General features: G+C 59.3%; 22 protein-coding genes. 19 read left to right on the top strand and 3 right to left on the bottom strand.

Going from position 1 to position 23,077, the window contains the following annotated elements; all coding sequences use genetic code 11:
- The first annotated feature begins 245 nt into the window (after positions 1-245).
- From AACT07_RS11630 to AACT07_RS11590, 9 genes are all read left to right on the top strand, one after another.
- Positions 246-731, top strand: coding sequence for a YqhA family protein (locus AACT07_RS11630; protein WP_005333692.1), 486 nt, complete (start codon positions 246-248; stop codon positions 729-731).
- 128 nt (positions 732-859) lie between these two features.
- Positions 860-1,309, top strand: a complete 450-nt coding sequence (locus AACT07_RS11625) for a hypothetical protein (protein ID WP_069527853.1) — start codon at positions 860-862, stop codon at positions 1,307-1,309.
- A gap of 4 nt (positions 1,310-1,313) precedes the next feature.
- The gene (locus AACT07_RS11620) at positions 1,314-4,304 is read left to right on the top strand and encodes a YncE family protein (protein ID WP_069527852.1); all 2,991 of its coding nucleotides are present in this window, start codon (positions 1,314-1,316) and stop codon (positions 4,302-4,304) included.
- Positions 4,304-5,143 (top strand): FTR1 family iron permease, encoded by an 840-nt coding sequence (locus AACT07_RS11615; RefSeq protein ID WP_069527850.1) that lies wholly within the window; start codon positions 4,304-4,306, stop codon positions 5,141-5,143. The genes AACT07_RS11620 and AACT07_RS11615 overlap by 1 nt, the downstream gene beginning before the upstream one ends.
- Before the next feature lie 102 nt (positions 5,144-5,245).
- Positions 5,246-6,670: an NAD(P)/FAD-dependent oxidoreductase gene (locus AACT07_RS11610; protein ID WP_069527849.1), complete on the top strand. Its 1,425-nt coding sequence runs from the start codon at positions 5,246-5,248 to the stop codon at positions 6,668-6,670.
- Positions 6,671-6,704: 34 nt separating this feature from the next.
- Entirely contained in the window at positions 6,705-7,265 is a 561-nt protein-coding gene (locus AACT07_RS11605) for a hypothetical protein (protein ID WP_069527847.1), read from the top strand.
- 13 nt (positions 7,266-7,278) lie between these two features.
- Positions 7,279-8,712 (top strand): hypothetical protein, encoded by a 1,434-nt coding sequence (locus AACT07_RS11600; RefSeq protein ID WP_069527846.1) that lies wholly within the window; start codon positions 7,279-7,281, stop codon positions 8,710-8,712.
- A 302-nt stretch (positions 8,713-9,014) separates the two neighbouring features.
- Entirely contained in the window at positions 9,015-10,448 is a 1,434-nt protein-coding gene (locus AACT07_RS11595; RefSeq protein WP_253182257.1) for a hypothetical protein, read from the top strand.
- Between the two features lie 131 nt (positions 10,449-10,579).
- Positions 10,580-11,791: a Bcr/CflA family multidrug efflux MFS transporter gene (locus tag AACT07_RS11590; protein WP_069527844.1), complete on the top strand. Its 1,212-nt coding sequence runs from the start codon at positions 10,580-10,582 to the stop codon at positions 11,789-11,791.
- A 76-nt stretch (positions 11,792-11,867) separates the two neighbouring features.
- Here AACT07_RS11590 and nhaD read toward each other — a convergent pair whose 3' ends face one another.
- A complete protein-coding gene (nhaD, locus tag AACT07_RS11585; protein WP_069527842.1) occupies positions 11,868-13,292 on the bottom strand; it encodes a sodium:proton antiporter NhaD in 1,425 nt (474 codons plus the stop codon).
- A 107-nt stretch (positions 13,293-13,399) separates the two neighbouring features.
- Positions 13,400-13,867: a DUF4357 domain-containing protein gene (locus AACT07_RS11580; protein WP_005333716.1), complete on the bottom strand. Its 468-nt coding sequence runs from the start codon at positions 13,865-13,867 to the stop codon at positions 13,400-13,402.
- Between the two features lie 197 nt (positions 13,868-14,064).
- Between AACT07_RS11580 and AACT07_RS11575 the strand changes: the two genes are divergently transcribed.
- The 7 genes from AACT07_RS11575 (at position 14,065) to yidD (ending at position 20,474) form a co-directional block, all read left to right on the top strand.
- Positions 14,065-14,745: an ABC transporter ATP-binding protein gene (locus AACT07_RS11575; RefSeq protein ID WP_069527840.1), complete on the top strand. Its 681-nt coding sequence runs from the start codon at positions 14,065-14,067 to the stop codon at positions 14,743-14,745.
- A gap of 30 nt (positions 14,746-14,775) precedes the next feature.
- Positions 14,776-17,205 (top strand): ABC transporter permease, encoded by a 2,430-nt coding sequence (locus AACT07_RS11570; protein WP_069527837.1) that lies wholly within the window; start codon positions 14,776-14,778, stop codon positions 17,203-17,205.
- Positions 17,202-18,287 carry a lipocalin-like domain-containing protein gene (locus AACT07_RS11565; protein ID WP_069527836.1) on the top strand — a complete coding sequence of 362 codons (1,086 nt, stop codon included), beginning with the start codon at positions 17,202-17,204 and terminating at the stop codon, positions 18,285-18,287. The genes AACT07_RS11570 and AACT07_RS11565 overlap by 4 nt, the downstream gene beginning before the upstream one ends.
- Before the next feature lie 475 nt (positions 18,288-18,762).
- Positions 18,763-19,635, top strand: coding sequence for a hypothetical protein (locus tag AACT07_RS11560; protein WP_139123817.1), 873 nt, complete (start codon positions 18,763-18,765; stop codon positions 19,633-19,635).
- An 84-nt stretch (positions 19,636-19,719) separates the two neighbouring features.
- Positions 19,720-19,926: a KTSC domain-containing protein gene (locus AACT07_RS11555; RefSeq protein WP_083249969.1), complete on the top strand. Its 207-nt coding sequence runs from the start codon at positions 19,720-19,722 to the stop codon at positions 19,924-19,926.
- 114 nt (positions 19,927-20,040) lie between these two features.
- Entirely contained in the window at positions 20,041-20,268 is a 228-nt protein-coding gene (locus AACT07_RS11550) for a DUF4177 domain-containing protein (protein WP_083249968.1), read from the top strand.
- Complete coding sequence (gene yidD, locus AACT07_RS22385; RefSeq protein WP_083249967.1) at positions 20,265-20,474, top strand: membrane protein insertion efficiency factor YidD; 210 nt, start codon at positions 20,265-20,267, stop codon at positions 20,472-20,474. Before AACT07_RS11550 ends, yidD begins: the two co-directional genes overlap by 4 nt.
- A 217-nt stretch (positions 20,475-20,691) precedes the next feature.
- On the opposite strand, the gene AACT07_RS11545 is transcribed toward yidD, so the two are convergent.
- A complete protein-coding gene (locus tag AACT07_RS11545) occupies positions 20,692-21,483 on the bottom strand; it encodes an alpha/beta fold hydrolase (protein WP_069527832.1) in 792 nt (263 codons plus the stop codon).
- Between the two features lie 118 nt (positions 21,484-21,601).
- On the opposite strand from AACT07_RS11545, the gene AACT07_RS11540 reads away from it, so the two are divergent.
- Genes AACT07_RS11540 through AACT07_RS11530 form a run of 3 tightly spaced genes read left to right on the top strand, consistent with a single transcriptional unit; the run spans position 21,602 to position 22,863 of the window.
- On the top strand, positions 21,602-21,985 hold the full coding sequence (locus AACT07_RS11540) for an MmcQ/YjbR family DNA-binding protein (RefSeq protein WP_069527830.1): 384 nt from the start codon (positions 21,602-21,604) through the stop codon (positions 21,983-21,985).
- Positions 21,982-22,470: a GNAT family N-acetyltransferase gene (locus AACT07_RS11535; RefSeq protein WP_069527829.1), complete on the top strand. Its 489-nt coding sequence runs from the start codon at positions 21,982-21,984 to the stop codon at positions 22,468-22,470. Before AACT07_RS11540 ends, AACT07_RS11535 begins: the two co-directional genes overlap by 4 nt.
- Before the next feature lie 57 nt (positions 22,471-22,527).
- Positions 22,528-22,863 (top strand): DUF3802 family protein, encoded by a 336-nt coding sequence (locus tag AACT07_RS11530; RefSeq protein ID WP_005333735.1) that lies wholly within the window; start codon positions 22,528-22,530, stop codon positions 22,861-22,863.
- The last annotated feature ends 214 nt before the right edge of the window (positions 22,864-23,077 follow it).

Below are 23,077 nucleotides of genomic sequence, written 5' to 3'. Positions count from 1 at the left end.
TTGATTGGGGGGAAAGGTGTAAACCATATTCAGGATTCAGGATTCAGGATTCAGGATTCAGGACGGGACAAAAATCACAAATAAGACAGCGGGATGCGGTTTTATTTTTTATGATGGCTTTTTATTTTTTTATAGGCGCAAGCAGGAGGCGACTCGGCATAATGAGCCCCCACAGCCTTGCAACGTTGCGGGCTGCTCGCGTCATACTCACTCTATTTAGCCCTGTTCCCAACATCGGAGTTCTCATGCGTCGATTCAATTTCATGCTCAATGGCAGCAGATTGATGATGTTCCCCTTCTACATTGGCATTCTCATCTGCGTGGTATTGCTGATGGTGAAGTTTGCCATGCAGCTCTATCAGCTTTCTGTAAACATTTTCGAGATCCCCTATCTGGATCTCATTACCGGCGTGCTGACCCTGGTGGACTTTATACTGGTGGCCCAGATGCTCATCCTGGTCGCTATCTGTGGCTATGTGCAATTTATCCAGACGGAAGAGCAGCGCGCCTCCCTTAGCAGCAACTGGCTTAGCAAGATCAACTTTGCCTCCCTCAAGCTCATCGTCATCAACTCGCTGGTGACCATCGCCGGAGTGGAGGTCCTCAAAGCCTTCCTCGAAGATGGCATCATCAATGAAGTCGATATGAAGTGGTCCGTGGTGGTGTTTCTCGCCTTCTCGCTGGCCGCGCTCATCTATGCGGTGACCGAGCGGATGGCAGAGCATAAATAGTCGAGTTTGATCACTGTGCTTGTTCAGCCTTGATTCACCAGCAATACAATTGATAACACTTTTCATTACTCTTACTGCGTTATAAACTTGCTCCCCCCGGGCTGCCCCGCCCGGGTGCTGGAGCCTTTATGACAAGCCTTTCTCTCTCACCCCGACAATTCTGGCAGTGGCTGGCCTATCACCATCAGGCCGCCGAGGGCACCCTCTATCTGATGTTCTTCTCCGGCCTGCTGCTGTGGGAGCCGCTGACCCCGCTCTGGTCGCTGGCACGCTGGAATCTGTTCTTGCATGTGATGCTCTCGCTCACCCTGTTTCCGCTGCTGTTTGGCGCCTTCTGGCTCTCCCATCGCAGCTTGTTGCACCGCAGCAACAAACCCTTTTTGCGCACCACGGGGCGGATTATCGAAGCCCTGCTGCTGCTCTGTCTGGCCAGCGGCCTGCTGCTGGTGCTGCACGGCACTCCGGGCGATGCCATGGGCAACCTCGCCAGCTGGGCCCACTGGTTGAGCGCGTTGGCGTTAACTCCTCTGGTGCTGCGCCATGCCTGGCGCTGGACCATCTTGAAATGGCGCACCTGATCCCATGTTGAAGTCATCGTTCTCTGCATATTTGTCACCCCTGCTGGCCCTCCTCCTGCTGCTGGCCAGCCCCTTTGCGTTGGCCCAGCAGATGGGCGCCGGGATGATCGCCTATGAGGAGGGAAGCGCCCCGCGCCTCGTCACCGCCAACCTGAGCGCAGGTTCCGTCACCCTGCTTGAGCGCGATAGCGGAAAACGCCTCAAAGAGGTGCCGCTGGGGGGCGATCTGCGCCAGCTGGCCCGCGCCGATGACGGCACCCTGCTGGTCACCGACTACAGCGGCGATCGCCTGCTGCTGCTGGATGATGATCTCGATCTGGAAAAGGCGATCCCCACCGGCCATAGACCCTATGGGGTCATCTTCGATGCCAAGCGGCAGTGGTTCTGGGTCACACTGTTCGAATCCGCTCGCCTGCAGGCCTACGACACCGCGGGCAACCTCCAGCTGGATGCAGAAACCGCCGAGACTCCCCGTGGACTGGCCCTGACCGACGATGATCGCCTGCTGCTCACCTACGCCATGACCGGCCAGCTCGCCATCTATGATCTCGCCAAACTCGGCAATAGCGCCAAGGGATCTTCGCTTCCCAAGCCCAAGCTCATTACCCTGGCCGAGACCCATAGCGACACGCCGAGCGACTCCCAGGGCTTGCCGCGCCTGCTCGATGGCATCGCCCTCTCCCCCGATGGCAGCGAAGCCTGGCTGCCCCATGTGCTGTGGAGTTTCGACCATCCCTTCCAGTTTCAGAGCACCGTCTTTCCGGCGGTCTCCATCATCAATCTGGATGAGGAGAAAGAGCGGGTCGATGAAAGAAAACAGCTCTTTTTGCAGATCAATCTGCCAAGCGTCGGCAACCGCAGCCAGATCGTCTCCAACCCGTTCGCAGCGCGCTTTGCCGCCGACGGCAAGCGGGTCTATCTGACCCTGGCTGGCTCGGAAGATCTGCTGGTGTTTGACCTGTCGCGCAGCGGCAAATCCAACAACAACCGCCACCGCCGCAAGAAGTTTCAGGGGGGCGCCAAGGCGACCCAGCTATTGCGTCACCTGCCGGGCCAGAATCCGCGGGATCTGCTGCTCGACGGCGACCATATTTTGGTGCACAACGCCATGGGGCAGGATCTCACCCGTCTCAATAGCGGCGGCAGCGGCCCGTTTGCCCGGGTCACCGTCGATGCGCCCCACTTCGCCAAGCTGGTGGAAACGGATCCCCGCCCCAAGTCGCTTCAGCGCGGCGAGCGGCTGTTTAACCTCGGTAACACTGCGTCCAACCCACGCTTCCCCATGGCGGGGGACAACTGGATGAGCTGCAACTCCTGCCATCTGGACGGATTCAATTTCACCAACCGCTATCTGATGGCGGCCCATCGCCAAAAGAGCGGCGACAACGCCATCAATGGACACGCCAACCTCACCAACATGGTGGCGGGGGATTTTGTCGGCGAATACCTGCGCATGACCCAGCAGACCCAGGGCGGCATGGGCCATGACACCCGCGATGGGGCCGAGGCGGTTGACCCCGCCAGGCCCCAACCGGAGGTGAAGGCGATGATGGAAGATCTGCACGCCTTCGTCACCGCCGATGGCAACCTCCCCTATCTCGCCAACTGGCTGCGACTCGATGCCCCGCGCACGGATCCCGCCAAGGCGCCGACTACCCACCCGAAGGCGTGGCTCAACTCCGCCTCCTGCCAGAACTGCCACCAACAGGCCTTCAAAGATTGGAGCGAGAGCAACCACCGGCTGATGGGCAACTCCCACCCCTACTACAAGGTGGTGCAGGCGCTGGCCCGCGAAACCGAAGGGGAAGCGTTCGGCCAGTGGTGTCAGGGCTGCCATATGCCCCAGCAGGTGATGACAGGCCAGCTGGATCTGCCCAAGGGCTCCCACATGTTCGAGCAGGGCGGCACCTCGCTGATCGCTGCACACCAGAAAGGCGAGCCCGTGGTGGAAGAAGGCACCAGCTGCGTGCTCTGCCATCGCATCACCAAGGTAGAAGACGCGGGCGGCAACAGCGCCTTTACCGTGAATTTGAAAGACCGCGAGAGCTATGTGTTCGAGGATGCCCCGGGTGGCAGCCTTAAGCACTGGCTGGCTGAGCGGCAGATCAACGCCCGCCCGGCAGCCCACAAAGCCTCCTATCAGAAAGATTTTTACCGCGACGCGGCTCTGTGCAAGTCGTGCCACAACGAGTTTGCCCCCGGCACCGGCGCCAATATCGTCAACACCTGGGACGAGTGGGAAAAGTCCAGTTTCGCCAAGGCCGAGGATCCCGCCAAACGGCGCACCTGCATCGACTGCCATATGAACCCGGAGCCGGGCAATGGCGGCGCGCCGGTGACGGGCCAGTCCACCGAAAACGGCACCATGAAGGCGCGGCTCTATCGCCACAACTTTACCGGCGCCCAGCACCAGCTGGTGGGGCTGCGAAATCCCGACCTTGAGCAGGAGAGTCTGGCGCTGCTGCGCTCCAGCGCGACCCTCTCCGCCCGTATCGAACAGGCTGCCGATAGTCAGCAGTTGGTGGTGCGGGTCGCCAATACCGGCGCGGGCCATGCCCTGCCCACCGGAGTGGCCGATTTTCGTGAATTCTGGCTGGAGCTGACCATAACGGACGCCACCGGCAAGCTGGTGCTCAAAAGCGGCCAGCCGGTGGATGGCGCCGTCCCTGAAGATGCGCGGCTGTTCAGAAAAGTGTTCGGTGATGCCGAGGGCAAGCCGGTGGGGCTCAAGTTCTGGCGTTACGCCAAGCTCTTGGAAGATACCCGCATTCCGGCCGATGGCTGGCGCGATGAAGCCTGGCCGCTGCCCGCAGATGCCAAGGGGCCCTTCAAGGCCGATATCAAACTCAATTTCCGCACCTACCCCAAGTGGGTCAATGATGCGGTGCGCGCCGCCGAGCCCAGCTTGCCGGAGCCACCCATAGTGCAGCTAAATCGGTTGCAACTTACCTTGCAGCCTCTCCCCGTCACGCCCGCTACGGAGCCTCAATCCTGATGTTTGCAAGTTTTCTCATTACCCTGCGCGAGGGGCTGGAAGCCTTCCTGCTGGTCGGCATCTGCCTCTCCTACCTCGCCAAGCTGGGGGCGAGCCGCTACAACAAGTTCATCTATCTGGGGGTGGGGCTCGGCCTTATCGCTTCCCTTGTCGTCGCCTTCCTGTTCCAGGTGGTGGTGAGCCAGTTCGAGAGCGAGCGCTACAACCACCTCTTGATGGCGGGGATCCTCATCTTCGCCACCTTGGTGCTCACATATATGGCGATCTGGATGCAAAAACAGGCCAAATCCCAGGTGGGGGCCATGACGGCGCGCATCGATGCAGCCATCGATGGCGGCAACCTGTTTGGTCTGGTGCTGCTCGCCTTCCTGGCGGTGATGCGCGAAGGGTTTGAAACCGTGCTCTTCTTCTCCGCCCTGCTCTACTCTGGGCAAGGGGTCGATCTGCAATCGGGCCTGATGGGCGCGCTGGCTGGGCTGCTGGTCTCCATCGCGCTGGTGTGGGGGCTGCTGCGCTCCACCCGCAAGGTGGCGCTGGCCCCCTTCTTCCGCTGGACCGGCCTGCTTATCATCATCATCGCCGCAGGTCTTCTATCGTCTGCCGTCAACATGTTGCAGGCGGCAGATATCATCACCTTCTGGACCACGCCGGTATTCGACATCAGCCACATTCTCGACGATCAGGGGGTATTTGGTACCTTCCTGCGCGCTCTGTTTGGCTACAATGCCTCACCCGCTGGCTTGCAGCTGCTGACCTGGGCCCTCTATCTGGCGATCTTCGTTACCCTCTGGCAGCACAGCTATCGCCCGCAGGTGAGCGCCGCATCCAGCAAGGGCTGAGCCCGCACGCCCTGTGGCAACAAGGCCACGGGGTAACAACACCATTCGGGAGCCGCGCCTTGGCGCGGTTCCCTTATCTATCAAGCAGTTTCGGAATAGGTCATGAGCGATAACAACAAGAAAAGCATTGCAGTGCTGGGCGCTGGCCCCGCCGGTTTGATGGCGGCCTGGCGCCTGCGCCGCGCCGGTTTTGCCGTCACCCTGTTCGAGCAGGAGCCGGTGGTCGGCGGCATGTGCGCCACCCAGACCTTCAAGGGGCGCGATGGGGAGTATCGCTTCGACTACGGCGGTCACCGCTTTATCACCAAAAACCCCGAGCTGCTCGCCTTTATCGACGAGCTGATGGGGGATGACCTGCTCCACGCCGAACGCAAGAGCGTGATCCGCTTTGGCGGGCGCACCTATGACTACCCCTTGAACCTGCCCAACCTGCTCAAGACGGCGCCGCTCGCCCTGATGGCCGGTGCGGTGAAAGACTTGCTGCTGTTGCCCTTTAGCAAGAAGCCGGATGATTTTGCCAAGGCGAGCTTTGCCGAGTGGATCCAGAGCCACTTCGGTCGCACCCTCTACCGTCAGTTTTTCGAGGGCTACACCGGCAAGCTGTGGGGCATCAACCCGGACAAGCTCTCCGCCGACTGGGCCGGTCAACGCATCAGCCTCATCGATCTCAAAGACGTGGCGCGCCGCCTGTTGCCAAGACGCAACGGCAGCATCTCGGTGCGCACCTATGCCCGCAAATACCGCTACCCCAAATATGGCTTCGGCCAGATCTTCACCACCCTGGGGGAGCGGCTGGTGGCAGAGGGCGTTGAGCTGAAAACCGGCGCCACCATCACCCGCCTTGAACAGGCTGATGGCCGCATCGAACGGGTTTATTGGAAACAAGATGACGTTGAGCAGAGCGAGCGCTTTGATCAGGTGATCTCCACCCTGCCGCTGCCGCTCACCTGCCAGCATCTTGGCTTGCCGTGCGATCTGCACTACCGATCCTTGCGCTTCGTCAATATGCCGCTCAAGCAGGAGAACCTGTCGGACAACACCTGGCAGTACCTCTCCGACCCCCATATTCTGGCGACCCGCCTGCAGGAGCCGCGCCGCCGCAGCCCCTTTATGGCGCCCCAGGGCCAGACCTCGGTGATGCTGGAGATCCCCTGCAATCCGGGGGATGACACCTGGCAGGCGCCGCTGGCCGATCTGCGCGGTCGGGTTACCGCCGATCTCGCCAGCCTTGGCGTCGATACCGCCAAGCTTGGCGATGAAACCTTCGAGGCCCGCAGCGAGTACGCCTATCCGCTGATGGATCTCGGCTATCAGGCACGCCGCAACGAAGCGATCAAGGCGCTGATGCCCATCACCAACCTCATCATGACCGGCCGTCAGGGGACATTCCGCTACATCTTCACCGACACCGCCATGGAGATGGGGATGATGGCGGCCGACATGGTGATCGACGGGGTGGACAGACGTCACGCCATCTTTAACCATCGCAACGAAAACACCGTGATCGAAACCCAGAGTGTGGCCTGATGGCCGCGCCATTGGCATAAGTAAGGAGAACAGGATGACCATCCGCCCGGGTTTACTCGCCCTCACCCTGCTGCTGACCCTGAGCGGGCAGGCGCAGGCTTACTCCTACGCCGCCGCCGGCAAGGAGCCACTGATCGACGCCCGCGAGGCACTGCTGGGCGCCGCCACTGGAGGCAAGGATGCCAGCGCCACCTTGAGCGAGATTGCCGACGAACTGACCTATCTGGAGCAGCACCACAAGGTGGAACTGCAAGGGCCGCTGGCCGCCGCCATCAAGGCCCAAGATGCAGCCGCCACCGCCGCCCTGCTCAATCGCGCCTACAAGGCGGAGATCGAGCGCCGCCTCGAAGGGGCCAGCCAGAATCTTGGCGACTACCAGACCGCCAAGGTGCTGGTGGTCAAGAGCAAGCGCTTCCTCGATCTGATCCTCCCCTCCCTTAGCGAGGGGGATCGCAAGGCGGCCGAACAGGCGCTCGCCAAGGTGCTGGATGCCATCGGTAACCCGGGGGTATTCGGGGTGGGCGCCAAGCCCGCCGATGCCGCCGCCTTTAGCGATGCAGAAAAAGCGCTGATGGCCGTGCTGGCGCCGCTTTGATGGCCTCTCATCGATGATGACAGCCCCCCTCATCCCCAACCCTTCTCCCGCAAGGGGAGAAGGGGGGCGTCTTCACGGCCGATTACGCTTCGCTAATCGACCCTACTTACTGCTCCTGTTACTGCTCCTGCTGCAACTGGCCTGGCTCGGCTGGCTGCTGGCCTTCCCGGTGTCCCTCGATTCCGACGATGCCCTCAATTTCGCCCACGGGGTGACGCGCTTTAGCGTGCTGGAGTTCTCCCCCCACTTTCCGGGCTACCCCGCCTTTATCTGGCTGGCGCAGCTGATCAATCTGGCGGTAGACGATCCGGCCCAGGCGGTGCAGTGGGCAAGCCTCTTGGGTAGCAGTTTGCTGGCGCCGCTCGCTGCCTTGCTGGCGGTAAAACTGTGGCAACGGCCAAGCCTGCTTGCCCCCGTCTGGCTGCTGGTATTGGCCCTGCCGCTCACCCCGACGCTCGCCCTCTCCGGCCTTTCGGATGGACCAGCGCTCGCCGCCTGGCTCGGGGCTCTCTTGGCCTTGCAGCAGCGCAGAATCGCGCTGGCAGGCCTCATGCTTGGCTTGCTGCTGGCGCTACGCCCCTCCTATTTTGTGCTGGCGTTGCTGCCACTTTGGCTGGGAATGGCGCAGCAGGGAACGCGCTTCCGGTTTGTACTCCCCATCATGCTGGTGGGGCTTATCAGCCTGATCTTTGTCTGGCAGGCCGATGGCTGGGCCTATTTCAGCGAGGGGCAGCGCTTTACCGACGGCCACTTTACCCTGTGGGGCAACACGGCGGCGGCCCATGGCGATCGGCTGCTCAGCTGGGCGAGCACCTTCAACTCTCAGCTGACCTCGCTCTGGCCCCTGTTGATGGGAGCCTTGCTGATACAGCCACTCTGGCAACGGTCAAAAGATCACAATGCGACCCCCTCCGTGCTCTGGACGATCTACTGGCTCGCCCTGCTGCTCTGGACCCTGTTTGGCCAGAATCCCGACAATCCCCGCCATATGGCCCCCATCACCCTGCTCGGTATCGTGCTGCTGGCAGGTTGGCTGCCGCGCCGTGGCGAGGGGCTGGTTACGGTGGCCGGATTGCTGCTGCTCGGCGCGACCTTCACCCTGCCCCGTCCGCCCGCCATGGTGCAGGCGGCAAAACTGGCAGAAAAAGCGTGCCCGACGCTGGTGACCCAGTGGGGGGTAAGATTGCTGCGGGAGACCACGGCACTGCCGGTGACCGATGGCTGGTACAAGGGAGATGCGGCGCTGGCGCTCTCTCAAGGAGCCTGCCGCCTCAGTCGCCGCCCCATCGCCGCGAGCGAAATGCCCACTGCGGTGCGCCAGCACTGGTTTGCCCCACGCTTTGCCGCCGAGCCCGGCCTCTGGCTCGCCATTCCCTCGCTGCAGACACCCCATAGGGAAAGTGACAAGAAGCACAGAAAAAGCACAAAAATCAGCCATGACAACTAAAAAAGAGGGGAACAACTCGGGTACACTCACTGCGCATCCATAACAGACGAGTCTCCTTATGCGTGTAACCAGAGAGTGGCTGTGGGTTTTGTCGGTGCTGACCGGGGCCTGTGCCCTCCTGTTGCTGCCATTCTGGCTGCGCGGCGGCAGTCAGGGCCATGATCTGTTTCACCACCTGCTCTCCGGTCACTTCTTTGCCGTGCAACTGTGGCAAGGTGAGCTCTATCCGCGCTGGCTGATGGAGATGAACGGCGCCTTCGGCAGCCCGGTCTTTTTCTTCTATCCCCCCCTTGCCCTACTATGTGAGCGCCCTGTTCGCCGGCCCCACCCCACTGGCCCACGAAGCGATGACGCCGCTGCTCTGGAGCAGCAGCGTGGCACTCTGGCTCTCCGGCCTGTTTGCCTATCTCTGGTTGCGTCCCTTTGCCGGCAACGGACGGGCGCTGGCAGCCAGTCTGCTCTATATGGCGCTGCCCTATCATCTGGCCATAGATATCTACGCTCGCTTTGCCCTGGCGGAGAGCTGGGCCTTCGTCTGGGCACCGCTGGCACTGCTGGCGCAGGATCGCCTCTGCCGCCGTGCCCCCTTTGCACTACTGCTGCTCGCACTGGCCGTCTCCATGCTGACGCTTTCCCATCTACCAAGCACCCTGCTCATTCTGGGCTTGCTCACCCTGCGCAGCCTGCTGCTGGTCTGGCACTACAAGAGGAGCACAACGCTTGTCAGTGTCCCTGTCACCGCCTCCCCGCTCATTGGCACCCTGCTGGGCCAGCTCTGGGGGTTGGCGATGGCCAGCCTGTTGCTGCTGCCCGCTCTGCTGGATCAGGGGGGGATCTCCATGGAGCAGATGCGCACCGGCATGTTCGAATTTCAGCGCAACTTTCTCGATCGTTTGCCCCAAAGCCGTGATGACTGGCGCTTTCGCGGCCATCTCGCCTGGCTGACGCTGCTCACCCTGGCTCTGCTGCTGGTAGCTTGGGCTGCCGCCCGCGAGCCGCGCCATCCCGAGTTACTGCTCTGGGGGGTCATTGGCACCCTGAGCTTTCTGATGATGCTGCCACCAAGCGAGCCCCTGTGGCGCCTGCTCACTCCGTTGCAACTGGTGCAATTTCCCTGGCGCCTCAATCTGCTGCTGGTCATCGCTACCGTCGCCGTGGTGGCGCTGGGTACCCCCACCTATCGCCCGTGGCAGTGGGTCTGGTGGTTACTACTTGCCCTCACCCTGCTCTCGCAGGGACTCTATGTACGCGAGGCGCCGCTCACCCAGGCTCCCGTAAAGAGTCAGCTCGACGGAGAGTTCGATAGCAAGCGCAGCGCCCGCGAATACCGACCAAAGCAGGTGCCACGCGGCATGTTTGCCCCCACCCTGCTGGCCTGGAAAGAGGAATTCCAGCCCGCCATCACCAGCGACCATCAGGGGGTGAACTGGCAGATCCAGCGCTGGCAGCCTCGTCATATCGAATTGACGGTGGATGCCCCGGTGCCCGCCAAACTGATCCTGCACCAGTTTGATTACCCGGGCTGGCAGGCAAGGCTCGACCAGCGCCTGCCGCTTAGCGTCAGCAGCACCCGCAACGGGCTGGTGCAAGTCTGGGTGCCCGCCGGACAACACAGCCTCACCTTTACCCTCACCGCCCGCTGGCCGGAGCGGCTCGGGTACGCCATCTCGTCGCTGGCCTGGCTGCTCTGGCTGGGGGGAGTGATCCGCGCAGCGCGCCCCCATGACCGCAAGTGAGCTCCCCAAGGTGCCTGAGCCGCCGGGCACCTCCCCCTTTTGAGGGGGCAGGAACGTCATGCCGAGCGGGGGCAAACCTGATAGACTCGTCCTTCTCTCTTTTTCAACCAAGGTTCACCAGCGGATACCCTATGCCCCAATCGCCAACAGCTCAGGCTGCCGCCCTCTCCCCCCGTTTTCTCTTTATCCTGCTGGGTGCGCTGGCGGGCCTGACCCCGCTCGCGGTAGATATGTATCTGCCGGCTATTCCGGCCATTGCCCGGGATCTGGCCACCAGCATCGACGGTGCCCAGCTCACCATCAGCGCCTTTCTGGGCGGCTTTGCCATCGGCCAGCTCTTTTACGGCCCGCTCGCCGACAGCTATGGCCGCAAGCCGGTGATCCTGGCGGGGCTGGTGATGTTTGCCATCGCCTCGGTCGGTTGTGCCATGGCGGACTCCCTGCCCGAATTGCTGGCCTATCGGATGCTGCAGGCGGCGGGCGGCGCCGCGGGGTCGGTCGTGGTCAATGCCCTGCTGCGCGACCTGTTTGAGAAGGATGCCTTTTCCCGCGCCATGTCATTCGTCATTCTGGTGATGACGCTGGCACCGCTGGTGGCACCCGTGGTGGGGGGTTACATCAGTGCCCATGCCAGCTGGCGGGTCATCTTCTGGCTGCTGGTGGGGATCAGCCTGCTGATCTGTCTGGTGATGCAGTGGAAAATCGAGGAGACCCTGAAACCCGAGCACCGTCAGCCGCTCAAGATCGGCCAGATCCTCAAGAACTACTGGGGTGTGCTCTCCCATCGCGGTGCCATGGGCTATGTGCTGTGCGGCTCCCTCTCAAGCTCCGGCATGTTCGCTTTCTTAAGCGGCTCCCCTTACGTCTATATCGAGTACTTCAAGGTGCCGACCGAGCACTACGGCTGGCTGTTTGGCCTCAATATTCTGCTGATGATGGTGGTCACCTTCGTCAACAGCAGACTGGTGAAAGGGGTGGGCGCCGAGCGGATGCTGCAATACGGTCTGCTGGTGCTGCCCTGCGCGGGCGCCCTGCTGGTCTACAACGCCTGGAGCCAGACCGGCGGTCTGTGGGGCATCGTCATTCCGGTGGTACTGTTTGTCGGCCATATCAGTCTGGTGGGCGCCAACGCCATGACCGGCCTGATGGGCCACTTCCCGCAATCTGCGGGCACCGCCTCGGCACTGGCGGGCACCCTGCGCTTTGGTATCGGTGCCCTGGTCGGCATTCTGGTCAACCTCAATCCGCCCCACTCGCCACTGCCCATGGCCATCGCCATCGCCTGCTGCGGCGTGGGTTCCACCCTGAGTTACTGGCTGCTGACCGACAAGCGAGGCGATTGATCCCCCTCCCCCCTGTCAGGAAAACGAAAGAGGCTTCCGTCAACGGAAGCCTCTTTTCGTAGTGGCGCCCAGAGGTTCAGAACTGGGCACTGTTGAGCCAGAGGTGCGCCCCTATGCTCACCAGATAACCGAGCAAGATGGCAGGTAGCCACTTCAGGTGGCCAAAAAAGGTATACATGCCGTGGGCCTGTCCCATCAGGGCCACCCCGGCCGCAGAGCCGATGGAGAGCAGGCTGCCGCCTACTCCGGCGGTCAGGGTCACCAGCAGCCACTGCCCCAGCGCCATATCCGGGTTCATCGACAGCACGGCAAACATCACGGGAATGTTGTCGATGACGGAGGACAAGACCCCGATGAAGATATTGGCCATGGTGGGATCCCCAGCGTCATACAGCCAGTGTGATACCAGCTCCAGATAGCCCATAAAGCCCAGCCCCCCTACACACATCACCACGCCGTAGAAGAAGAGCAGGGTATCCCACTCCGCCTTGGCCACCTTGTTGAACACGTCAAATGGCACCACAGAACCCAGACTGCGCAACCGCACCTCATCGCCATTGCGTTCATAGAGCGCACGCTTGCGGGCAAGGGATCGCGGCAGCGACTTGCGCAAATAGAAGCCGAAAAACTGCAGATAACCGAGCCCCAGCATCATGCCGAGCACAGGCGGCAGATGGAGGAAACTGTGGCATAGCACCGCCGTGATGATTGTCAGCAAGAACAGCGCGACGATGCGACGGGCCCCCCGCTTGAGATCGACCACCTCGTTATCAGCCTCCGGCACATGACGCGGCACCATCAGGCTCATCAGGATGGCAGGCACCAGAAAATTGAGCAGAGAGGGGATCAGCAGGGTGAAGAACTGACCAAATTGCACCTTGCCCGCCTGCCACACCATCAGGGTGGTGATATCGCCAAAGGGACTGAACGCCCCTCCGGCGTTGGCGGCGATCACTATGTTGATGCAGGCAAGATTGACAAAACGCCGATCACCGTTGGCCACCTTCAACACCACGGCGCACATCAAGAGCGCAGTGGTCAGGTTGTCTGCCACCGGCGAAATACAAAAAGCAAGCCCGCCGGTCAACCAGAACAGGGTGCGCAAGTGAAAGCCGGATCGCACCAGCCAGGCGCGCAGGGCATCGAACAGCCGCCGGTCCTCCATGGCGTTGATATAGGTCATCGCCACCAGCAGGAACAGCATCAGCTCGGCATATTCCAGCAGGGTATGGCGAAATGCCTGCTCGGCGACAGGGCTCATCCCCTGCTGTGCATAGGCGATACCGATCAGGATCCAGATCACCCCGGCGGCCACCAGCACGGGTTTGGACTTGCGCAGTTGCAGATACTCTTCGGCCATCACCAGGGCGTAGGCCAACACAAATAATCCGACACAAAAAAGTCCGACTGAGGAGGATGTCAACAGAACTGGGCCACTACTGGCATGGGCGGGAGGGATAAACAGGGACAGCAGCAAAATAACAGGGGTGAGCGCAGACATGGTCTCTTCCTTTTAGAACCGTCTGGCAATCATGCTAGCACCTGGATGAAAAGAAAAATTCATCCAGGTCAATTAACGCTTAATTGGTTTGCTGTCGAAACGCGGGATTATTTCTTGCCGAAACCCGACTGCTTGAGGGTATAGCCTGCGCTGTTTTGCCAGGCATCCAGACCGCTGCGGTTATTACCCGCCACCAGACTGGCGGCCAGACTCGGGCTGTTGAACAGCTGATCGGCGGTAAAGACAAAACCACCCTGACTGCGGGGCACTATAACCCCCTTCTCCAGCAGTTCGTGACGCAGCTCGATCACCGCTTCACGCAAAGAGGCGGCATCCTCGCCATTGGCGGTGGAACCGGCCAGCACCATAAAGCCCGGATTTTGCCGCTTGCCCACCGGATAACCGTGAGCTTCGGCCCCTTTGCCGTTGAAGTGGTAGAGCTCGCGTTCCCCGGGACGATTGTCGGAGAGCGCCTTTTGCAGGGTCATCAGCTCGTTGTAGATCTCGATGGGGACGACGGCCGCCTGCTTGTTCCCCTTGCTATCGATGATAAAACTGACTTGCTTGTGTAACATCCTTGCTCATCCTGTGACCCATGGAAGCCCCTATTCTAACCACCACAGGCGAGCCGGATCCAGCGAGGATCCACTGCTCTTTTGCCGCCTTGATCACTAACTGGCACTCTTGATCCGTTGTAAGTCGTGTTGATCATTGTCGGCCGTGCTAGCGTACCAAGCATGATGAAAGCCATTGACCATCAAACGGTTACCCCATGCTGACCCTGCGCAACCTCTGCAAGAGCTTCGATAACGGCAGTGAACGACTGCCGCTGTTCCACCATCTCGATCTTGCCCTCCCCGCTGGCGAGATCACCCTGCTGCTGGGCCAAAGCGGTTGCGGCAAGTCCACCCTGCTCAATCTGATCGCCGGGTTGATTGCACCGAACGAAGGGGAGATCTGGCTGGGGGAGACCCGGATCGACACCCTCTCCCCCGACCAGCGGGCACGCCTGCGGGGCCGCCATTTCGGTATCGTCTATCAGGATTTCAACCTGCTGCCGACCCTGACGGTGGCAGAGAATCTGGCACTGCCGCTGGCCATCAACGCGCTGCCACCGGATGAGGCCAGGATTGACCAGTTGCTGCATCGGCTCGATATGAGCCACAAGCGCCATGCCTGGCCGGAGCAGCTCTCCGGCGGTCAGCGTCAGCGAGTAGCGCTGGCCCGCGGCCTCATCCATCAGCCCAGGTGGCTGCTCGCCGACGAGCCCACCGGCAGCCTCGATGAGCACAATGCCGAACAGGTGATGGCGTTGATGGTGGCGGCGGTGCGGGACACAGGTGCAGGCTTGCTGCTGGTGAGCCACAACCCCTCATATGCCGAGCTGGCCGACAGAGTGCTGCGCCTCGAAGGGGGCCAACTTATCGAACTCAAGGGGCCCCGCCATGACTAAACAGCGACTGCATCTGCCGGGAGCACGCTGATGCTGCCACTCAAAGCGCTGCTGCGCCTCTATCGTAGCCACCCCTGGTTGCTGCTGATGAGTCTGGCCGGACTGGTATTGGGGGGCTCGCTGGTGGTGGCTATCGAACTGCTCAATCACAGTGCCCGCACCAACTTTGTCGCCGCCCGCAGCCAGCTGGCAGGGGAAGCCAACTACCGGCTGGCCCCCGCTGGCGGGCTGGATGAACAGCTTTACGTGCAGTTGGTGACCAGCCAGCCCGCCCTCGATGCCATGCCCCAGCTCCATGGCTGGCTCAAGGATGAAGAGGGGCGCAGCTTTCAACTGCTGGGAATGGATCTCTTCAACCCCGGCCCCCTGCGCCAGCTGTTTGGCGCCCAGCCCGCGAGCGAACCCGCCTTCACCTTAAACCAAGCCGACAGCATCTGGCTGGCGGCCCCTGAAGCGGAGCGCCTTGGCTGGCAAGCTGGCCAGAGCCGCCGCTTTGTATTGGGCGGCAGCGATGGCGCCAGCGCCAAACCCCTGACCCTGACGCTGGCGGGCACGTTTGAACCGGGCGCCGTGCCCATGGAGCGGCTGCTGATAACTGATATTGGCCTCGCCCAGCCGCTGCTAGATAAAGCGGGTCGGCTCGATCGCATCGTCTTCAAGCTAAGCGACGCCGAGGCTCGCACCCTGCAGGCCACCTTGCAAACCGATTACCCGAACCGGCCCTTGTGGCTTGAGCCCATCAGCCCGGCGCTCGATGCCAGCCAGCTTGGCGATGCGCTGGCCCTTAACCTGACGGCGCTGTCACTGCTCGCCATGGCGGTGGGATTGTTTCTGGTGTTCAACGCCCAGCGATTTGTCCAGAGCGTGCGCCGCTCCCAGCTGGCCCAGTTGATCATTCTGGGAATGGGGCCGAGTCGGGTGCTCCGCTGGCTCATCCTGGAGCTACTTATTCTCGCCACAGTCGGCACCCTGCTCGGAGTGGTGCTCGGCAGCCTGTTGGCACTGGCGCTGATGGGACAACTGACCCAGGCGCTGGCCGATCTCTATGGGCCCAACCCCATCGATCTGCTTCGCCTCTCCCCGGTGAGCCTGCTCAAGGCACTGTTGATCGGGCTGCTCGGCACACTGGCCGCCAACCTGCCCGGCTGGTGGCAACTGCTGCGCCAATCCCCCCTCGAACTGCGAGCCGGGAGCAGCCGTCCCCCCGCTCACCCGTGGCGACGACGCGTGCTGGCCATCGCCATCTTGCTGCTGTGCGCTCTGTGCCTGTGGCTGCCGCAAACGGGTCTGACCGGTGCCCTCTTTATCGCCGGCGGCTGGCTGCTGGCCATGGCGCTCTGGCTGCCCGATGCCCTGCGCGGCCTGCTTGGCTGGTTGCGACGGCGCGCGGGCGGCCCGCTCACCGCCCGGCTCGGGGTGGCCGAGACCCTCTATCATCTCGATCGCACCGCCATCGCGGTGATGGCGTTGCAGCTGGCCATCGCGGCGGCCATCGGCATCGGGGTCATGGTGTCGAGTTTTCGCTCCAGCGTCGAGATCTGGCTCGGCCAGCGTCTGGCCGCCGATCTCTACGTCACCGCCCCCAAGGGGGTGGCGGGCAACAAGGGCACCTTGAGCGACGCCACCCTTAAGACCCTGCTCGCCAATCCGCTGGTGAGCGCCGCCTCGCGCCGCTCGGTGCACCCTGCCCGCTGGCGGGGGCAGCCCATCGAGTGGGCGCAGATGGACTTTATCCCCCAGCTTAAAGCGGCCTATCCGCTGCTGGCCGGACGCTGGCCGACCCGCCCCGACGAGGTGCTGGCGAGCGAACCGTTGACGGTGCGCCTCGGGGTCAAGGTAGGCCAGAGGTTGGCGATCAGTGGCGAGCAGGGGCCACGGCAGTTCACCGTCACCGGCGTCTATCAGGATTACGGCAGCGACAAGGGGCAGCTCCTGCATGCCTTTGAGGCCGGGGCGGTGCAATCCCTCGCCCTCTTTAGCAACGACCCCGAGCTGCTGGCCGACCGCCTGCGCGAGCGCTTTGGCGAGCAGCTCAATCTGCTCTCCGCCCCCGCCATTCACAGCGCGGCCCTCAAGGTGTTTGACCAGACCTTTGTGGTGACCGAGCTATTGAAACTGCTGATCCTCGGCATCGCCTTTGTCGGCATTGGCTCGGCCTTTATGGTGCTGGGGCTGGCGCGCCGTGGCGAGTTGCAGACCTTGCAGAGTCTGGGCTTGAGCCCCCGCCACTGCCGCCATCTGCTGGTGTGGCAAGGGGCGGGATTGGGGCTGCTTACCGCCCTGCTGGCCCTGCCGGTGGGCTATGGCCTTGCCTGGGTGCTGATCGAGGTGGTTAACCCCCGCGCCTTCGGCTGGCGCCTCGCCTTCGAGGCCGCCCCCCTTCATGCGGTCACCGCCCTCTTGCTGGCGCCGGTGTGCGGGGCACTGGCCTCCTGGTATGCAGCAAGGAGAGTGGTATGAAACAGATCAAAGGGTGGCCGCTGGCGCTGGGTATGCTCTGGACGCTCTATAGCGGGGCTATCGCTGCCAGCGATCTGGGCGCCCTGCTCGGCGGCGGCAACGACAACTTTAAAAAGGTGCTGCCGGGGCAAACCATCCAATTGCCGGAGGATCACGCCGCCCACCCCGATTACCGCACCGAGTGGTGGTATCTCACCGGCAACCTCAAGGATGAACAGGGGCGTGAATATGGCATGCAGTGGACCCTGTTTCGGCAGGGTATCGAACAAGAGATCCGCTCCAGCAACCCCTGGCTAACCCCCCAGCTCTGGCTGGCCCAATTTGCCATCACGGATCTCGACCGTGGCAGCCACCAGCAAGATGAACGGGCCAGTCGGCAGGGACCGGGACTGGCGGGAGCCAGCGGCGGTCAATATTGGCTCAGGGAGTGGCGACTTGCCTCGCAAGGGGCCGCGCTGTTCCCCGCCACCCTCAAGGTGCAGAGCAAGATTGGTGAACTGAACCTCACCGTCACTGCCGCCAAGCCGCTGGTGCTGCAAGGCAAGGCCGGTTATAGCGAGAAGAGCCCGGGCAACGCCTCCTTTTACTACTCCTACCCGCGCCTCACTCTTCGTGGCTCCCTGACTCGCGATGGCGAGACCCGCATCGTCAGCGGCCAAGGGTGGTTTGATCACGAGTGGAGCAGCTCGGTATTGGCCGAGTGGCAATCGGGCTGGGACTGGTTTTCGCTGCAACTGGCTGATGGCCGCGAGCTGATGCTGTTTCGCCTGCGCACCAAGGCGGGCCGCGCTAATCCCGAAAACCAGCCAGAAAACCGTTACGGTATTTTGATTGAGCGGGATGGCAGCAGCCGGGTGCTCGCCCCCGACGCGATTCGCCTTACCCCGGGCAACACCTGGCGCGGCCCCAAGGGTCAGGATTACCCCGTCGAGTGGCAGCTAAACGCCGCCGGTATGAGCCTCACCATCAAAGCCCGTCAGCCCAATCAGGCCATGACAGGTCGCTTTGACTACTGGGAGGGCGCTGTCTCTGTTTCGGGGGATGCAAAGGGGGTCGGCTATCTGGAGATGACCGGCTACTGAACACCTTGGGCAAACGTGGCCGGTCTGCTCGATGACCCGAAACCAATAGCCCTTATAACAGGGCATAACCGTGATATTGCCCAGCCACTGCTGTCACTTGGCGCCAGTAGCCAAGGATGCCTTATCTGTTTATTTATTGAACTCCCCTTACCCACTCAACCCGGAGCCAACTTGGCTCAAGCCTGATCCTCATCAAAAAACCTTTCAAAATCCGAGCGATAACTAACTTTTTGCTCACTTAAATTGGTCGCCGTTTGATATCTTTCCATACGGCACTCAAGGTTCCGAAAGCAGCTAGGGAGAGAGTTTGGATTGGCCCGCCTTAATTGGGTTAAAAACAGCATGCCAAAGGCTGAAAATTCATGCAGAAGTAATCTTTTGGCTGATAGGAAAATATCATCACAATGTTTAACGCTATCATCTGAAATTTAAATAAACATATTCATTCATAGAATGATACTAAAAAGAGGAATCCATGGAGCAATATAAACTTCAACTATCTTCTGTCAGGCATACAGCTCCTGATGGTATTGAAATGGGAGTTATGAATGATGGAACCCCTTACCTTGGCGCAAGAGGTTTGGCTACACTTTGTGGTGTAGCTCCGAGTGTTATTATTACTCTAGTAAAAGACTGGCAAATTGACTTGCGCACTAAGCCTCGTGGCCAAGCTATAGAGAGACTAATTCTAGAGCAAGGAGGTGATCCAAATAATCTTTATGTGCCAATTACTGTTGATGGAAAAACTTACCATGCTATTAATGATACAAATTGCATGGCAATCCTTGAGTATTATGCTTTCGACTCACAAATACCTCAAGAACAAGCAAAACGTAACTACCGTAGCCTTGCGAAATTAACACTTCGCACATTTATATATGAACGCACAGGTTATAACCCTGAAGATGCAATACCACATTACTGGAAAGTATTTCATGAGAGGATAACTCTCAATGAGTTGCCATCTGGTTATTTTAGTGTGTTCTCTGAAATTGCTAACCTAATAATTTCCAGCATTAGAAACGGTATGCCGTTTGACAGCAAAACAATGCCTGACATTAGCGTTGGTATCGCATGGGGAAAGCACTGGAGTGATCATGCGCTAAACCATAAATATGGTGATAGAATAAAACACCGTCATAACTTCCCTATTGATTTCCCTCAAAAAGATCAGATGGCATGGATTTACCCTGTAGATGCTCTTGGAGAATTCCGTCGCTGGATGGACAACATTTATGTAACGCAAAAATTCGGGCCATATCTACATAAAAAGCTAAAGGATGGAAAGCTAAATAATATTGATGTTCCAGCTCTAATTGCGGCAGTGCAACCAGTCCGCCTAAATTAACTATAGCTTGTTATTAAAAACTTAAAAAACATTAAATTAATAACAAGCCAACCTAGAACCGATAATAAATTAAAGGATAAAAACATGACTGAATGGATACATGTAAATTCAACTGCAATTCGTCGCGTAGGCTACAATGCAGAGTCTATGAAAATGTTTATTGATTTCGAAGATAGCAATCCTGTATATACGTTTTATAGCGTTCCAGAACATATTTTTAGGTCTTTTGTAACTGCGCGTTCAGTTGGTCAATACTACCATCAGCATATAAAAGATAAATATAGAAATTAATTTATTTAAAGACCGTATTTTGTGAGTGCATCTGCTTAGGTTGATTATGGGCAGCACATTTATAACACTTGCCTTGATATAAACATGATTTCATAATTAAACTCAGGAGTTATTATGCCTTTCACATATAAAGTTGATACATTTATTCCTACTGTATCAGGTTGTGGTGCGAAAGATAATGGATGGGATGCTAAACGCTGTGAACAATTTCAAGCTTTCCTTAATCAATATGCCGAAAGTGGATGGCGTTTACACTCTAGTGATTTTAGAGAGGTTACCGTCGCTGGCTGTGGGGGTGGAAAAGGAGCTTGGTTAGTCTGTGTTTTCGAGAAAGAGCTATGAAGATTATTGCAATATCGGCGGTTCGATTTTATCAAAAGCATTTACGCCATCTTCATAATAGACGGTGCATTTATACTCCATCATGTTCTAACTATACCATTGCAGCTATTGAAAAATATGGTGTTATACAAGGTTGCCGATACGGTTATTTACGAATAAAACGTTGTAATGGCGCCTTGTATAAAGGTGGTGAGGACTTACCTTAAAAGTTAGTTATCTAAACGTCAAAGAATCGTGCATTCAATTGACTTCAGCATTATGAATGCCCCGGTAAAATTGTTACTCCGGGGCTTCTTTCAATTACCAAATTAAGATTATTTACTCGGCGAGTAAACACACCACATCCTAATCGATAAAAATACACCACAGAAAAAACTTTTATTAGAATATCACCGGCTCTGAGTAACGATTTGAGATAACTGATTATTTTCCCCCACCACCCAGCGATTGAATAAATGCCAGCGTACGGCGATTAAACTGCTCCGGCTGCTCCACATTGCAGACATGGCCGCACTGCTCAATGACCGCCAGCGAGGAGCTGGCATCGCGGGCCACCTGTTCGCGCACCGGAGCCAGAAACATATGATCCTCCTCCCCCATCACATAGAGGGTGGGAATGGGCAGGGAGCGTTCGCGGAAGTAACGCATCAGCGGGTTAACCTCGGTGGCAAGGCGGAACCAGCGTTTGAACTCTTTCTGGCAGAGCTTGCGGGCTTCGCGCACAAAGAGGTTGCGCGACTCCTGATGGTGCTGGCGCGGCATGATGATGAAGGCAAACAGCCGGTAGAGCCACATATAGGGCAGGAAGTGCTGGCCGAGTCGGCCCAGTTGCACCAGTACCCGCGAGCGGATATCGAGCCGCAAAATGGCGCCCCCCAGTACCATGCTCTTGACCCGCTCCGGGCAGAGCTCGGCCAGATGGCGAATAAGGATGGTGCCAAGGGAGATGCCGACAAAGTGGGCGCGGCGGATATCGAGATGATCGAGCAGCCGAACGATATCTTCGGTCACTTCCCGAAAGCTGTAGTGGCCCTTGACCACCTGTTGCAGTTGGTGGGACTGGCCGTGGCCGCGCAAGTCCAGCAACAGCACGTTGAAGTGCTCGCGATAGGCGCGCAGCTGCTTGAACCAGATGGAGGAGCTGCCACCGGCGCCGTGGACAAACACCACCCAATCCCGCTCGGGACCCAGTTCGAAAGTCTTGTGATACAACATCCAATAGGCTCCCTTGGTGATGGGGGGTATACTCGGCTGCGCGCATATTAACAGAACAGGCCCGCCGATAGATATGCGCCTGACATGACCCGGATCACCCCTTGCGCGAGAACTTTCCATGGATTTGACCCGTTTGCGCCACTTTCTGCTGACCCTGCCGGGCGCCACCGAAGATACCCCGTTTGGCCCGGAGATCCTGGTCTACCGCATCGCGGGCAAGATGTTCGCGCTGGTGGATTGGCAGGCCGAGCCGCTCACCATCAACCTCAAGTGCGAGCCCGAGCTGGCGTTGCTGCTGCGCGAGATCCACCCCGAGGTCAAACCGGGTTGGCATATGAACAAGCAACACTGGAACACAGTGACCCTGAACAGCACCTTGCCAGATGAGCTGTGGCAGGGCTGGGTGCACCACTCCTATGAGCGGGTTGTCGCGGGTCTGCCCAAAGCCAAACGGCCACAGGCGCCGCGCCCCCTCTCCCCCACTGACGACCCAACCTTATGACGCCAGCACTTAGTCCAGCACTTTGCATTGTCCCCCTTGGTGAGGCACATATCCCCTCCCTCGTGAGCCTGTTTGAGCAGGCGGTGCGACGCAGCGGCCCCGAGCACTACAGCGCCGAACAGGTGGAGCAGTGGGCCCTCGGTTCACAACATCCGGGCTTTGTCAGCCAGCTGCGCGAGCACCACGGCTGGGTAGCGGAACAGGCAAATGTGCCCCTCGGATTTGTCACCCTGAGCCCCGATGGCCACCTCAGTCTGCTCTATGTGAGCGCCGACCATCAGCGCCAGGGACTGGGCAATCTGCTCCTCACCACGGCGCTCGCGGGGGCCAGAGGACTCGGTATGACACTCATCACCACCGAGGCCAGCGCCTTCAGTTATGAGCTATTTTTACGACATGGCTTTACGTTGACCGGGCTGGAGTGCGTGGAGCGGGGCGGAGTCAGTTTTACTCGCCATCGCCTGCACTGCTGCTTGCCAAGCTAGGGCAAGCCACTAAAATACGCTTAATTTTCGTATTGTTACTGTATTGAGGCAGCAACCATGGTGGTAGAAAGTGAAGGCTATATCTCGCTGATCGAGTATCTGGTGGAGAGTTTGGGATTGTTTGAATCCCAACAGCAGAACGATGGTGAAGAGACCATCGAAGATCTGGTCAGTGGCCGTGTTGCCAGCAACCTGATGGCCATTTGCGAGCAAAACCCCCAGCTCGATCCCAAGGTGCGTTTCGCCATCATGCAAGAGGCCGACGCCGTGGTCGCCGACCTGGAAGAGGTGCTATCTGCCGTCTGGCTGCGCGCTCCGACCCCGGAACAGAAAACCTTCCTCATCGAGTTTATCGATCTCATCAAGAACCTGTTCGACAGCGCCATCGGCTGATCTGCCGTCCGGCTCTCCCGCCCAACGCAAGATTTAAAAGCAGCAGATAAGGAAAAGGGCCGCCTTGGTGGGCAGCCCTGCTTGCTATCATTTTCAACCCGCCAGTGCGTTCATTCATCAGGCGGTTATCAAGGCAAGAAATGTGTCTGGACTTTGCATCCGATCCCTGGACGCTACCTAGTTAGTCCCGACTGGTCGCAATAAGTTCCCTCCT

Source organism: Aeromonas sp. ANP5, from assembly GCF_963870295.1.
In the GTDB taxonomy this organism is placed as follows: domain Bacteria; phylum Pseudomonadota; class Gammaproteobacteria; order Enterobacterales; family Aeromonadaceae; genus Aeromonas; species Aeromonas veronii.
The sequence above is the reverse complement of the archived record's forward strand: the minus strand, read 5'-3'. Positions and strand labels throughout refer to the sequence as shown.

Excerpts from the sequence above, each read along its gene's own strand:
- AACT07_RS11600 (WP_069527846.1), top strand. The coding sequence starts at position 7,279 with ATGATGACAGCCCCCCTCATCCCCAACCCTTCTCCCGCAAGGGGAGAA.
- AACT07_RS11540 (WP_069527830.1), top strand. The coding sequence starts at position 21,602 with ATGGATTTGACCCGTTTGCGCCACTTTCTGCTGACCCTGCCGGGCGCC.
- AACT07_RS11570 (WP_069527837.1), top strand. The coding sequence starts at position 14,776 with ATGCTGCCACTCAAAGCGCTGCTGCGCCTCTATCGTAGCCACCCCTGG.
- AACT07_RS11560 (WP_139123817.1), top strand. The coding sequence starts at position 18,763 with ATGGAGCAATATAAACTTCAACTATCTTCTGTCAGGCATACAGCTCCT.
- AACT07_RS11565 (WP_069527836.1), top strand. The coding sequence starts at position 17,202 with ATGAAACAGATCAAAGGGTGGCCGCTGGCGCTGGGTATGCTCTGGACG.
- AACT07_RS11555 (WP_083249969.1), top strand. The coding sequence starts at position 19,720 with ATGACTGAATGGATACATGTAAATTCAACTGCAATTCGTCGCGTAGGC.
- AACT07_RS11535 (WP_069527829.1), top strand. The coding sequence starts at position 21,982 with ATGACGCCAGCACTTAGTCCAGCACTTTGCATTGTCCCCCTTGGTGAG.
- AACT07_RS11590 (WP_069527844.1), top strand. The coding sequence starts at position 10,580 with ATGCCCCAATCGCCAACAGCTCAGGCTGCCGCCCTCTCCCCCCGTTTT.
- AACT07_RS11610 (WP_069527849.1), top strand. The coding sequence starts at position 5,246 with ATGAGCGATAACAACAAGAAAAGCATTGCAGTGCTGGGCGCTGGCCCC.
- nhaD (WP_069527842.1), bottom strand. The coding sequence starts at position 13,292 with ATGTCTGCGCTCACCCCTGTTATTTTGCTGCTGTCCCTGTTTATCCCT.
- yidD (WP_083249967.1), top strand. The coding sequence starts at position 20,265 with ATGAAGATTATTGCAATATCGGCGGTTCGATTTTATCAAAAGCATTTA.
- AACT07_RS11530 (WP_005333735.1), top strand. The coding sequence starts at position 22,528 with ATGGTGGTAGAAAGTGAAGGCTATATCTCGCTGATCGAGTATCTGGTG.
- AACT07_RS11605 (WP_069527847.1), top strand. The coding sequence starts at position 6,705 with ATGACCATCCGCCCGGGTTTACTCGCCCTCACCCTGCTGCTGACCCTG.
- AACT07_RS11620 (WP_069527852.1), top strand. The coding sequence starts at position 1,314 with ATGTTGAAGTCATCGTTCTCTGCATATTTGTCACCCCTGCTGGCCCTC.
- AACT07_RS11575 (WP_069527840.1), top strand. The coding sequence starts at position 14,065 with ATGCTGACCCTGCGCAACCTCTGCAAGAGCTTCGATAACGGCAGTGAA.
- AACT07_RS11630 (WP_005333692.1), top strand. The coding sequence starts at position 246 with ATGCGTCGATTCAATTTCATGCTCAATGGCAGCAGATTGATGATGTTC.
- AACT07_RS11580 (WP_005333716.1), bottom strand. The coding sequence starts at position 13,867 with ATGTTACACAAGCAAGTCAGTTTTATCATCGATAGCAAGGGGAACAAG.
- AACT07_RS11625 (WP_069527853.1), top strand. The coding sequence starts at position 860 with ATGACAAGCCTTTCTCTCTCACCCCGACAATTCTGGCAGTGGCTGGCC.
- AACT07_RS11545 (WP_069527832.1), bottom strand. The coding sequence starts at position 21,483 with ATGTTGTATCACAAGACTTTCGAACTGGGTCCCGAGCGGGATTGGGTG.
- AACT07_RS11550 (WP_083249968.1), top strand. The coding sequence starts at position 20,041 with ATGCCTTTCACATATAAAGTTGATACATTTATTCCTACTGTATCAGGT.
- AACT07_RS11615 (WP_069527850.1), top strand. The coding sequence starts at position 4,304 with ATGTTTGCAAGTTTTCTCATTACCCTGCGCGAGGGGCTGGAAGCCTTC.